The 12,444-nt window shown below is 67.4% G+C and carries 11 protein-coding genes and 1 tRNA gene; 9 read left to right on the top strand and 3 right to left on the bottom strand.

Features of this window, described 5'->3' with window-relative positions; translation table 11 throughout:
* Positions 1–21 precede the first annotated feature (21 nt).
* A complete protein-coding gene (locus tag GPA22_RS07480) occupies positions 22–1,176 on the bottom strand; it encodes a DUF3734 domain-containing protein (protein ID WP_169255467.1) in 1,155 nt (384 codons plus the stop codon).
* Between the two features lie 36 nt (positions 1,177–1,212).
* Positions 1,213–2,001: a 3-hydroxybutyrate dehydrogenase gene (locus GPA22_RS07475; protein WP_169255466.1), complete on the bottom strand. Its 789-nt coding sequence runs from the start codon at positions 1,999–2,001 to the stop codon at positions 1,213–1,215.
* Positions 2,002–2,211: 210 nt separating this feature from the next.
* Between GPA22_RS07475 and GPA22_RS07470 the strand changes: the two genes are divergently transcribed.
* Entirely contained in the window at positions 2,212–2,619 is a 408-nt protein-coding gene (locus GPA22_RS07470) for a MarR family winged helix-turn-helix transcriptional regulator (protein WP_169255465.1), read from the top strand.
* A 10-nt stretch (positions 2,620–2,629) separates the two neighbouring features.
* Entirely contained in the window at positions 2,630–3,823 is a 1,194-nt protein-coding gene (locus tag GPA22_RS07465) for an MFS transporter (RefSeq protein ID WP_169255464.1), read from the top strand.
* 114 nt (positions 3,824–3,937) lie between these two features.
* On the opposite strand, the gene GPA22_RS07460 is transcribed toward GPA22_RS07465, so the two are convergent.
* A tRNA-Met gene (locus GPA22_RS07460) sits at positions 3,938–4,014 on the bottom strand.
* 52 nt (positions 4,015–4,066) lie between these two features.
* Between GPA22_RS07460 and miaB the strand changes: the two genes are divergently transcribed.
* The 7 genes from miaB (at position 4,067) to glyS (ending at position 12,433) form a co-directional block, all read left to right on the top strand.
* Positions 4,067–5,404: a tRNA (N6-isopentenyl adenosine(37)-C2)-methylthiotransferase MiaB gene (gene miaB / locus GPA22_RS07455; RefSeq protein ID WP_169255463.1), complete on the top strand. Its 1,338-nt coding sequence runs from the start codon at positions 4,067–4,069 to the stop codon at positions 5,402–5,404.
* Positions 5,405–6,388 (top strand): PhoH family protein, encoded by a 984-nt coding sequence (locus tag GPA22_RS07450; protein ID WP_169255462.1) that lies wholly within the window; start codon positions 5,405–5,407, stop codon positions 6,386–6,388.
* On the top strand, positions 6,388–6,879 hold the full coding sequence (gene ybeY, locus GPA22_RS07445; protein ID WP_169255461.1) for an rRNA maturation RNase YbeY: 492 nt from the start codon (positions 6,388–6,390) through the stop codon (positions 6,877–6,879). The genes GPA22_RS07450 and ybeY overlap by 1 nt, the downstream gene beginning before the upstream one ends.
* A 25-nt stretch (positions 6,880–6,904) precedes the next feature.
* Positions 6,905–7,738, top strand: coding sequence for a CorC family transporter (locus GPA22_RS07440; RefSeq protein ID WP_169255460.1), 834 nt, complete (start codon positions 6,905–6,907; stop codon positions 7,736–7,738).
* A 44-nt stretch (positions 7,739–7,782) separates the two neighbouring features.
* Positions 7,783–9,252: an apolipoprotein N-acyltransferase gene (gene lnt, locus GPA22_RS07435; protein WP_169255517.1), complete on the top strand. Its 1,470-nt coding sequence runs from the start codon at positions 7,783–7,785 to the stop codon at positions 9,250–9,252.
* Positions 9,253–9,422: 170 nt separating this feature from the next.
* Positions 9,423–10,346, top strand: coding sequence for a glycine--tRNA ligase subunit alpha (gene glyQ, locus GPA22_RS07430; protein ID WP_169255459.1), 924 nt, complete (start codon positions 9,423–9,425; stop codon positions 10,344–10,346).
* Positions 10,343–12,433 (top strand): glycine--tRNA ligase subunit beta, encoded by a 2,091-nt coding sequence (gene glyS / locus GPA22_RS07425; RefSeq protein WP_169255458.1) that lies wholly within the window; start codon positions 10,343–10,345, stop codon positions 12,431–12,433. The genes glyQ and glyS overlap by 4 nt, the downstream gene beginning before the upstream one ends.
* The last annotated feature ends 11 nt before the right edge of the window (positions 12,434–12,444 follow it).

Here is a 12,444-nt window from a genome sequence, read left to right as displayed (position 1 = left end):
GAGCACGCTCCCGGACCGGCCTCACTGCCGGTGGAGATCGTGGGTGACGAAGCGCTCGTGGTGCGGCGGCAGTTCCAGCCATTCCTTGTGGGCAAGGCTCGCACGGATGTCGTCGAGGCCGCTCGCCCAGTGGTCGCGCATCGTCTGCGGGCCGAACTCGTAATCCTTCGCGAGCCCGTCCCATTCCTTTTCCTGGTAGATCAGGTGGATCACGCTCACCTGCCGCCCGCAGGCCCACTGGTCTGCGCGGGTGCACCAGTGGTCGGACAGCCGGGTGTCCTGCGGGACGTACTTCAGCAGCTCGCGCACGATGTTGCGCAGCTCCTGCTCGCGCGCCATCAGGTCGGTGATCGCACGCGTGCGGCTCGAATACTGGATGTCCTTCTGGCGCTCCTGCGCGTCCCAGATATTCGTCGGCACCATCCCGAGTGCGCTCCACAGATCGACCTGGAAGGCCAGCGTGTCGTGGCGCGGCTCGTCGGCGAGCACGTGCCCCAGCGGCGTGTTCGACACCAGCCCGCCGTCCCAGTAGTACTCGCCGTCGATCTCGACCGGCGGAAAACCCGGGGGCAGGGCGCCCGACGCCATGAAATGCTCGAGCCGCAAGCGCCCCTTCCAGGGGCCGACGGTGTTGTCGAAATACTCGAAGTTGCCGGTGCGGACATTCACGGCGCCGACCGACACGCGCGGGCTGCCGGCATTGATGCGCTCGAGGTCAACGAGCTGCGCCAGCGTCGTGCGCAGCGGCGAGATGTCGTAGTAGCTCGCTTCCGCCGGCGGCAGGCTCACGGACAGCCAGGGCGGCGGCAGCCGCGGCTTGAAGAAACCCTCCTGCCCTTCGACCACGCCGCGCCACGCCGTGACGGCGTTGAACATGCGCCGCGCCTCGTCGCCGAGCTGTCCGACCCAGGACTGCATGACCGCGGCAAGCGGCTGGGCGATGGCCGGCCGACACACGGTCTCCCAGAAGGTGCGCAGGTTGGCGACCCGCTGCGCGGGCGGACTGCCGGCGATCAGCGCGGTGTTGATCGCGCCGATCGAGATCCCGGCCAGCCAGTCCGGTTCGATCCCGCCATCATTCAGCCCCTGATACACCCCCGCCTGATAGGCGCCCAACGCGCCGCCGCCCTGGAGGACCAGGGCGATCGTCCGGAAAGGCGGCCTGGGGCGTCTCATGCGTTCGGTGTCGCGGGTGCGGAGGCGCGGCCCGGCTCAGTGCATGACCCAGCCGTGCGTCAGCAGGAAGGATTGCCCGGTGAAGGCTGCGCTCGGGAACGCGGACAGGAACAGCACGGTGCTCGCGACATCGTCGAGCGTCGTGAACTCGCCATCCACGGTCTCTCCGAGCATCACCTTGCGGACGACCTCCTCCTCGCTGATGCCCAGATCGCGCGCCTGTTCCGGGATCTGCTTGTCGACCAGCGGCGTGCGCACGAAGCTCGGGCACACCACGTACGAGCGCACGCCATGCTCGGCGCCTTCCTTCGCCACGACACGCGCGAGGCCCAGCAGGCCGTGCTTTGCCGTCACGTAGGCGCATTTCAGCGGCGAGGCCGTGTGCGAATGCACCGAGCCGGTGTAGATCACCACGCCGCCGCGCTTGCCGCGATACATGTGCCGAAGCGCCGCACGGGTCGTCAGGAAGGCGCCGTCGAGATGGATGGCAAGGATCTTCCGCCAGTCCGCGAGCTTGAACTCGACGATCGGATCGACGATCTGGATGCCCGCATTCGACACCAGCACATCCACGCTGCCGTGCTTCGCCGCGATGCCGTCGATGGCCTCATCGACCGCCGCCTCGTCGGCGACATCCATCGCCACCCCGACCGCCCGGCCGCCCGCCGCGACGATCGCCTGTGCGACCTGTTCGGCCCCCGCAAGATTGATATCCGCCACCGCAACCATCGCGCCGGCCTGCGCCAGCTTCTCCGCGATCGCCCTGCCGATGCCGCTTCCCGCCCCGGTGACCACGGCCACCTTCCCGTCCATTTCCCGAGCCATGCTCCACGCTCCTTCGCATGCGGCGCAACGGTCCCTACGGAAAAAGTCTGGGTGACCCGATCGGCGAAATCAAGATTCACGGGCACGGGGCGCAGACCCGGGGCATTCCGTTGCCTGCGGTCGAGCGACCGGGCCGGACGGTTGACAGCGACCCCGTCCGGCGACATAGTTGCGTTTGTTAACAGTTAATTAAGATAACTATAGCGCCGGATGCAAGGAATTTTCAGGTCCTACCTGTCGGTCTATCGGCCCCTGATCCAGGCGCTGAACCAGCTGCTCCATCCCTACGAGCTGTCCTATTCGCTGTGGCAGGTGATGCTCTATCTGCACGAGCATGCCCAAGCCTCGTTGGTCGAGATTTCCCATTACTACGGGATCGAGAAGCCCGGCGTGACCCGCCGCGTGCAGCGCCTGGAGGAGCTGGGGTACCTCACCTGCCTTCCGGGCCACAACCGGCGCGAGAAGTCGCTGGCCCTGACGGCGCAGGGAGAGCGCGTCTATGCGGAGTGCCGCGAGCAGATCACGGCGCTGGAAGGGCGCGTCACCGCCGGAATCGCGCCGGATCCGCTGGAACAGAGCGTCACCGTCTTCCGTCAGCTACTCGACAACCTCAAATAACTTTTTCCCCATGCAATCCGCACCTCTCTGGACCCGGAATTTCCTGATCGTCTCGGGCGTCAACTTTTTCCTGTGCCTGGTCTTCTACATGCTGATCGTGGTGGTCGGCGCCTATGCCATCGAGGCATACCAGTCATCGCTGAGCGAAGCCGGACTCGTCGCCGGCATTTTCGTCATCGGCACCCTGCTGGGGCGACTGATCATCGGCCAGCTCATCGATAGCCTCGGCCGGAAAAGGACCATGATCGTCGGCATGGTTGTGTTTGCGCTGACCACGTGCCTGTATTTCCTCAGCCACTCCGTCGAGACGCTGATTGTGGTGCGTTTCCTGCACGGACTGGCGCTGGGCGTGGGCAGCACCGCGGCCGGTACGGCCGTGGCGCACATCATCCCGCCGGATCGCAAGGCCGAAGGCATCGGCCACTACAGCCTCAGCACGACCCTGGCCTCGGCCATCGGCCCCTTCCTCGGGCTGTGGCTGCTGCAGCACGCCGACTTCACCTGGATCTTCGCGTCCTGCCTGGTGATCGCGGTCCTCGGCCTGCTCGCCGCCACCGGGCTGGAGGTGCCCGAGATCGATCCGTCGCACAAGGAAATCCGCGGCCTGGAATTCTCGTTCGGCCGGCTGCTCGAGGCCAAGGCGATTCCGGTCGCAGCGGTCACCTTCCTCGGCGGATTGTGCTACGCGAGCGTGCTGGCCTTCATCAATGTCTATGCCGCCGAACTCGATCTCGTCACCGCCGCGAGTTTCTTCTTCATCGTGTATTCGGTGGTGGTGTTGTGTTCGCGCCCGGTGACCGGTCGGCTGATGGACCGCAAGGGGTCCAGCGTGGTGGTCTATCCATGCTGCGTGCTCCTCGCGGCCGGCCTGATCCTGCTGGCCAATGCGCACACCGGGACGGCGCTGCTGGCGGCGGCGGCACTGATCGGCCTGGGATTCGGCAACCTGCAGTCGGCGCTCTATGCGGTAGCCGTCAAGGTGGTGGCCCCCCATCGCATGGGCCTCGCGACCTCGACTTTCTTCATCTTCATGGATGGCAGCCTGGGCTTCGGCCCTTACCTGCTCGGCCTGACGATCTCGCGCATGGGCTACCGCAACCTGTACTGGAGCATGGCCGCACTCGCCGTCCTGTGCATCGGGGCGTTCTACCTGCTGCACGGCCGACACGCGGCGCGGCTGCGCGCTGCGCCGGCGGGAAACTGAGTCTTTGGTGCGAGGGGGAGCGGGCTGTGATCGGCCGTGCGCCCGGGCCAGCTCGGTAGGCCCTCGAACGTGAAAAAGCCGCTGAACCTTGCGATTCAGCGGCTTTCGGAAACTTGGTGGTGATGGGCAGAATCGAACTGCCGACCTACGGGTTATGAATCCGTCGCTCTAACCGTCTGAGCTACATCACCGCGCGAGCCTGCTAATATAGCGGTTTGCGAAACCGCGCGTCAACACGCTTCAATGAAGAAACTGTATATCCGCACCTTCGGGTGCCAGATGAACGAGTACGACTCCGACAAGATGGCGGATGTGCTCGGGGCGACCGAGGAACTGGTCAAGACCGACAAGCCCGAAGAGGCGGACGTGATCCTCTTCAACACCTGCTCGGTGCGCGAGAAGGCGCAGGAGCGGGTGTTCCACGACCTCGGGCGGGTGAAGCATCTGAAACAGGCGAATCCGAACCTCATCATCGGCGTGGGCGGCTGTGTCGCGAGCCAGGAAGGGGCGGCGATCGTCGCGCGCGCGCCCTATGTCGACGTCGTGTTCGGGCCGCAGACCCTGCACCGCCTGCCGCAACTGATCGCCGAGCGGCGCTACAGCGGTCGTTCGCAGGTCGACATTTCCTTTCCGGAGATCGAGAAGTTCGACAACCTGCCGCCGGCGCGGGTCGAGGGGGCGAGCGCCTTCGTCTCGATCATGGAAGGCTGCTCGAAGTACTGCACCTACTGCGTCGTGCCCTATACGCGCGGCGAGGAGGTGTCGCGTCCGCTCGATGACGTGCTGACCGAGATCGCGGGACTCGCCGACCAGGGGGTCAAGGAGGTGACGCTGCTCGGCCAGAATGTCAACGCATGGCGCGGGCCGATCACGCGGCAGGGCGGCGAGTTGGGCGATTTCGCCTTCCTGCTCGAATGCGTCGCCGAGATTCCCGGCATCGAGCGCATGCGCTACACGACTTCGCACCCGCGTGAGATGACGCCGCGGATGTTCGACGTCTACGCGAACATCCCGAAGCTCGTCAGTCACCTGCACCTGCCGGTGCAGTCGGGATCGGACCGCATTCTCGCGGCGATGAAGCGTGGCTATTCGGTGCTCGAGTTCAAGTCGGTCGTGCGCAAGCTGCGCGCGGCGCGGCCGGATCTGTCGCTGTCGTCGGACTTCATCGTCGGCTTCCCGGGCGAGACCGAGGAGGATTTCGAGAAGACGATGAAGCTGATCGAGGAGGTCGGTTTCGATGCGTCCTTCAGCTTCGTCTTCAGCCCGCGCCCCGGGACGCCGGCCGCGGACCTGGAAGACCCGGTGCCGCAGGAGACCAAGCTGCGCTGGCTCGCGCGCCTGCAGAAGCGCATCGACGAGCAGGCGCAGGCGATCAGCCAGGCGATGGTCGGGCGCGTCGAGCGCGTGCTCGTCGAAGGCCGTTCGCGCAAGGACGAGAACGAGCTGGCGGCGCGCACCGCGAACAACCGCGTGGTGAATTTCCTCGGCAATCCGCGCCTGATCGGGCAGTTTGTCGACCTGACCATCACCGCCGCGTTGCCGCACAGCCTGCGCGGCGAAATCGTGACCAGAGAGGTCTGAATGGGGCGACCCACGGAAGTGGTACTGGAGCCGCTGGACAACCAGCGGCTCGCGAACCTGTGCGGCGCGCTCGACGAGAACCTGCGCCAGATCGAGACCGCCTATGACGTGACCATCGCGCGTCGCGGCGAGCGCTTCCTGCTGCAGGGGCAGGCGGCCGAGGTGGCGCTTGCGGCCAAGGCGCTGCGCGAGTTCTACGAGCAGGCGCACGAGCACCTCACCGTCGATGACATCCAGCTCGGCCTGATCGAGGTTGCCAACCGCCGCAAGTCCGACCACGCGGCGCCGGCGCTGATGACGCGCAAGACCGAGCTGCACGGCCGCACGCCGCGCCAGGTCGAATACCTGAAGAACATCCAGGCGCACGACATCACCTTCGGCATCGGCCCGGCGGGTACCGGCAAGACCTACCTCGCGGTTGCCAGCGCGGTCGATGCCTTCGAGCGCCAGCTCGTCGAGCGCATCATCCTGACGCGCCCGGCGGTCGAGGCGGGCGAGCGCCTGGGCTTCCTGCCCGGCGACCTCGCGCAGAAGGTCGACCCCTACCTGCGCCCGCTCTACGACGCGCTCTACGACCTGATGGGCTTCGACCGCGTCGCCAAGCTCTTCGAGCGCGGCAGCATCGAGATCGCGCCGCTCGCCTTCATGCGCGGGCGCACGCTCAACCACGCCTTCATCATCCTCGACGAGGCGCAGAACACGACGCCCGAGCAGATGAAGATGTTCCTCACCCGCATCGGTATCGGCGCGAAGGCGGTCGTCACCGGCGACCTCACGCAGATCGACCTGCCGCGCGGGCATCGCAGCGGACTGCTGGAAGCGCGCGAAGTCCTCGCGTCGGTGCGCGGCATCGCCTTCACCGAGTTCCAGAAGGAGGACGTGGTGCGCCATCCGCTCGTCGCGCGCATCGTCGAGGCCTACGACAACCAGGCGACGCGCGCCGCGACCCAGGCCGCGCTCGCGGCGAAGAAGGAGCAGGGGTGATGATCGACTCCCCGCCGCAACTCGCGCTCACGATCCAGAAGGCGATCGGCAAGGCCAATCGCGAGAGCGCGCCATCCTCGACCGACATCCGCCGCTGGGCGCAGGCCGCGCTGCAGGCGGGCGATGCCGAAGTCACGGTGCGCCTGGTCGGGGCGACCGAGGGGCGCGAGCTCAACCGTGACTTTCGCGGCAAGGACTACGCGACCAACGTGCTGACCTTCGTCTATGACGAGGGCGAGGACCTGCGCGGTGGCACCGACGCGCCGCTCACCGGCGACCTCGTGCTGTGCGTCCCGGTCGTCGTGCGCGAGGCGGCCGAGCAGGGCAAGCCGCTGGCCGCGCATTTCGCGCATCTCATCGTGCACGGCATGCTGCACCTGCAGGGTTACGACCACGAGGACAGCGACGAAGCCGAGGAAATGGAGGCGCTGGAAACGCGGATTCTCGCCGAACTGGGCTATCCTGATCCCTACGCCGAACGATCCGCCTGACCCGCCCGACCGATTCTTCCGACATATGGACCCTGCCTCACCCCGACCTAGTCTGTTCGAACGCCTCTCCGCGCTGCTCTCGCGCGAACCCGAGGACCGCGAAGAACTGCTGACCCTGCTGCACGCGGCCTGCGAACGCGATCTGCTCGATGCCGATGCGCTGGCGATCATCGAGGGCGCGCTGGAAATGTCCGAAATGCAGGTCGGCGACGTGATGATCCCGCGCGCGCAGATGGACATCATCCGCCTCGATGCTCCCCTCGATGAGATCGCCGCGCACGTCGTCGACACCGGCCATTCGCGTTTCCCGGTCGGTAACAGCAAGGACGACATCGTCGGCATCTTCCTCGCGAAGGACCTGCTGCGCTACTACGCGGGGCGCGATTTCGACATCAACGCGCTGCTGCGCCCGGCGGTGTTCGTGCCGGAGTCGAAGCGCCTCAACGTCCTGCTGCGCGAGTTCCGCGTCAGCCGCAACCACATGGCGATCGTCGTCGACGAATACGGCAGCGTTGCCGGCCTCGTCACGATCGAGGACGTGCTCGAGCAGATCGTCGGCGACATCGAGGACGAGTTCGACCAGCTCGAGCCCAGCGACAACATCCAGCTCGACGCCGACGGCCGCTACCGTGTCCGTGCGATCACCGAAATCGGCGAGTTCAACGCGGCCTTCGGCGCCGATTTCAGCGATGCCGAGGTCGATACCGTGGGGGGGCTGCTGATCCGCCAACTCGGCCGCCTGCCGCGGCGCGGCGAAGTCGTGATGCTGGGGAATCTGAGGGTGACGGCGCTGCGCGTCGATGGCCGGCGAGTGCACACCCTGCTGGTGCAGCCGGCAATCGGAACGGCCGCGGCGTGACCGTCCTCGTGCAGGAGTCGGGTGCCGTACGGGCGTACGGGCGGATGCGCGGCCTCATCGCGGCGATGCTGGCCGGTGGTGCATCGGTGTTCGCCTTTGCCCCCTTCGAGGTTTTCCCGCTGACGGTCGCGAGCCTGGCGATACTGGCATTCCTCGCCGCGCGGGAGTCGCGCGCGCGCAGTGGATTCGCGCTCGGTTTTGCCTGGGGGCTGGGTGCCTTCCTCGCTGGCGTGTCCTGGCTCTACGTCGCCTTGAACCGCTACGGCGGCATGCCGATGCCGCTCGCCGCGCTCGCGATCCTGCTCTTCTGCGCCTACCTCGCGCTGTTTCCCGCCGCCGTCGGTGCGCTCTTCGCCCGGTTCGGCCGCGGGGGCGTGTGGCTGCGTGCGCTCTTCTTCGCCGGACTGTGGGTCGGCACGGAACTGCTGCGCGGCTGGCTGTTCACCGGTTTCCCGTGGCTCGCGCTCGGTTACTCGCAGACGCCGCCCAGCCCGCTCGCCGGCTATCTCCCCGTGCTGGGCGTGTATGGCGTCGGCGGGCTGGTCGCCCTGATCGCGGCGCGCGTCGCGCTCACGCCCTGGCGCAACCTGCGCGCGGCCGCGGCGACGCTGGTGGCGGTCGCGGCCCTGTCCGCCCTCGGCTACGGTCTCGGGCGCGTTGCGTGGACCTCGCCGACCGGCAAGCCGGTGGACGTCGCGCTGATCCAGACCAACATCGAGCAGGGCCTCAAGTGGCGCCCCGAGCTGCTCTCGAACTGGCTGGAAAGCAACGCACGCCTCGCGCGCGAGCATCCCGCGGACCTCGTCGTGCTGCCCGAGACGACGCTGCCGCTCCTCGCCGACCGCCTGCCCGATGGCTACCTCGAAGAGCTCGCCGCGCCGGTCGCGGCGCACGGGGGCGACCTCGTGTTCGGCGTGTTCCTGCGCGATGCGCGCGGCGCGATCTACAACGCCGCGCTGAGCCTGGGGGCTTCGCCGTCGCAGGCATACGCGAAACAGCACCTCGTGCCCTTCGGCGAATACTCGCCGCCGCTTTTCGGCTGGTTCTACGAGTTCGCCCGCATCCCGATGTCGGACCAGACGCGCGGTGCGCCCGACCAGTCGCCGCTGCGCCTCGGCGGGCAGCGCGTCGCGGTCAATATCTGCTACGAGGATCTCTTCGGCCGCGAGCTGATCCACAGCCTGCCCGAGGCGACGCTGATGCTGAACCTGTCGAACCTCGCGTGGTACGGCGACTCCCTCGCCCAGCCGCAGCACCTGCAGATCGCGCGCGTGCGGGCGCTGGAAACGGGTCGGCCGATGCTGCGCTCGACCAACACCGGCATGACGGCACTCGTCCAGCCCGACGGCCGCGTGGCCGGCGTGCTGCCCGAGTTCCAGGAGGGAGTGCTGAAAATTGCGGTGCAGGGCCATGAAGGGCTCACGCCCTATGCACGCTGGGGCGATGCGGCCGCCGCGCTGCTGGCGCTGGTCGCCGTCCTTGCGGGGGCCGTTCGCCGGGCGGGGCGTCCGTAGGGCGGGATGAAATCCCGCCCTGCGTCATTCGGTCGCTTCCCCGTGGCATTTCGCCGCGCGCCTGCAAATTTCCGGCGGGTAATTTCGCCCCTCGGGCGAATGCCAGTAAAATCCACCCTTTGCGTTCGCCGCGCGACGCACTTGTCGTCGCCCCTAGTTGTCGAGAGACCATGTCCCTGCAAAAACCCACCTTCCAGCAAGTCATCCTGACGCTCCAGCAATTCTGGGGCGATCGTGGCTGCGTGCTGCTGCAGCCCTACGACCTCGAAGTCGGCGCCGGCACCTCGCACACCGCGACCTTCCTGCGCGCGATCGGCCCCGAGCCGTGGAACGCCGCCTACGTCCAGCCCTCGCGCCGCCCCAAGGACGGCCGCTACGGCGAGAACCCCAACCGCCTGCAGCACTACTACCAGTTCCAGGTCGTGCTGAAGCCCTCGCCGCTCAACTTCCAGGAGCTCTACCTCGACTCGCTGCGCGCGCTCGGCATCGACACCAACGCCCATGACGTGCGTTTCGTCGAGGACGACTGGGAAAACCCCACGCTCGGCGCCTGGGGCCTCGGCTGGGAAGTGTGGCTCGACGGCATGGAAGTCACGCAGTTCACCTACTTCCAGCAGGTCGGCGGCCTCGACTGCAAGCCCGTGCTCGGCGAAATCACCTACGGCCTCGAGCGCCTCGCGATGTATCTGCAAGGCGTCGAGAACGTCTATGACCTCGTCTGGGCGGTCTATCCGGACGGCCGCAAAGTCACCTACGGCGACGTCTATCACCAGAACGAAGTCGAACAATCGACGTACAACTTCGAGCACGCGAACGTCGACTTCTTCTTCTCGCTCTTCGGCAACTACGAATCCGAAGCCAAGCGCCTGATCGAACTCGGCCTCGCGCTGCCGGCCTACGAGATGGTGCTGAAGGCCGGGCACAGCTTCAACATGCTCGACGCGCGCGGTGCGATCTCCGTCACCGAGCGCGCCGCCTACATCGGCCGCATCCGCAACCTGTCGCGCGCCGTCGCGCAGGCCTACTACGACTCCCGCGAGAGCCTGGGCTTCCCGATGCTCAACACCGCTGCAAACAAGACGGAGGCCGCATGATGAACGCCTCCCTGCTCGTTGAACTGCTGACCGAAGAACTCCCGCCCAAGGCCCTGCCGCGCCTGGGCGAAACCTTCGCCGCGAAGATCTTCGACGGCCTCAAGGCCCGTGACCTCGTTGCCGAGGACCAGGGCTTCCGCTGGTTCGCCGCCCCGCGCCGCATCGCGATCACCGTCCCGCACGTGCGTGCTGCCGCGCCCGCGCGCGAAGTCACCGAGAAGATCATGCCGGTGCAGGTCGCCCTCGACGCCGAAGGCCGTCCGACCCCCGCGCTGCTGAAGAAGCTCGAAGCCAAGGGCATCGCGGCCGATGCCGTCGCAAGCTTCGAACGCCGCATGGACGGCAAGGCCGAAGCGCTGTTCTACACGCGTAACGAAGCCGGCGCCGCGCTCGATGCCGTGCTCGCCGGGATCGTCCAGGACGCCGTCAAGGCGCTGCCGATCCCCAAACTGATGCGCTGGGGCGCGGGCGACGCGCAGTTCGTGCGCCCCGTGCATAAGCTCTCGATGCTGCACGGCGAACGCGTCGTCCCGGGCCGCGTGCTCGACCTCGACTCCGACCGCGTCACGCGCGGCCACCGCTTCATGAGCCGCGGCGACATCGCGCTCGCGACCGCCGAAGCCTACGAGCCGACGCTGCTCGCCGAAGGCAAGGTGATCCCCGACTTCGCCGAGCGCCGCGCCGACATCGAACGCCAGCTCGTCGCGACCGCCGCCGAGCAGGGCGCGAGCCTCGGTGAATACGCCGACCTGCTGGATGAGGTCGCCGCGCTCGTCGAGCATCCGACCGTCTACGTCGGCGAATTCGAAGCCGAATTCCTCGCCGTGCCGCAGGAATGCCTGATCCTGACGATGCGCGCGAACCAGAAGTACTTCCCGCTCTTCGACGGCGCCGGCAAGCTGCTGAACCGCTTCCTGATCGTGTCGAACATGCGCATCGCCGACGCGTCGAACATCATCACCGGCAATCAGCGCGTCGTGCGCCCGCGCCTGTCGGACGCGCGCTTCTTCTTCGAGCAGGACCGCAAGCACACGCTCGAAAGCCGCCTGCCGCGCCTCGGCCCGGTCGTCTACCACAACAAGCTCGGCAGCCAGCTCGAGCGCGTCGAGCGCCTCGAGCGTCTCGCCAGCCGCATCGCGACCCGCTTGCACGGCGATGCGACCGCCGCTGCCCGCGCCGCGCGCCTCGCGAAGGCCGATCTCGTCACCGACATGGTCGGCGAGTTCCCCGAGCTGCAGGGCATCATGGGCCGCTACTATGCGCTCAACGACAAGGAAGGCGAAGTCGTCGCCGACGCGATCCAGTCGCACTACCAGCCGCGCTTCGCCGGCGATGCGCTGCCCGCGGGCAACGTCGCCTGCGCCGTCGCGCTCGCCGACAAGCTCGACGCGCTCGTGGGCTTCTTCGGCATCGGCCAGCTTCCGACCGGCGACAAGGACCCCTTCGGCCTGCGCCGCGCCGCCCTCGGCGTGCTGCGCATCCTGATCGAGACGCCGCTGCCGCTCGACCTCGCCGAGCTCGTCGATGATGCCGCCGCGGGCTTCAAGCCGGGCCTCCTCACTGCACAGGGCTTCGAAGCGCAACTCCTCGACTTCATGTTCGAGCGCCTGAAGAACCTGCTGCGCGACGCGGGCCACACGGTCGACGTCATCGACGCGGTGCTCGCGCTGCGCCCGACGCGCATGGACCTCGTCCCCGCCAAGCTCGACGCCGTGCGCACCTTCCGCGCGCTGCCGGAAGCCGAAGCGCTCGCCGCCGCCAACAAGCGCATCGTCAACATCCTCAAGAAGGTCGAAGGCGAACTCCCCGAGCCCGACGTCGCGCTGCTGCAGGAAGACGCCGAGAAGGCGCTCTTCCACCGCGTCGTCGAAGTCGCGCCGCTGGTGCGCTCGCACATGGCGAACGAGGACTACACCGACGCGCTATGCGTGCTCGCCGGCCTGCGCGCGGAAGTCGATACCTTCTTCGACGACGTGATGGTGATGGCCGAAGAGCCGCTGACACGCCAGAACCGCCTCGCGCTGCTGCGCCAGCTCGCCGGCCTGATGAACCAGGTCGCCGACCTGTCGCGTCTGTCCGCCGCCTGACGAGAGCCGTG

Origin of the sequence: Aromatoleum toluvorans (assembly GCF_012910905.1) — a bacterium.
In the GTDB taxonomy this organism is placed as follows: domain Bacteria; phylum Pseudomonadota; class Gammaproteobacteria; order Burkholderiales; family Rhodocyclaceae; genus Aromatoleum; species Aromatoleum toluvorans.
Note: the sequence above shows the minus strand (reverse complement) of the source record. Positions and strands in the feature narration are given on the sequence as shown.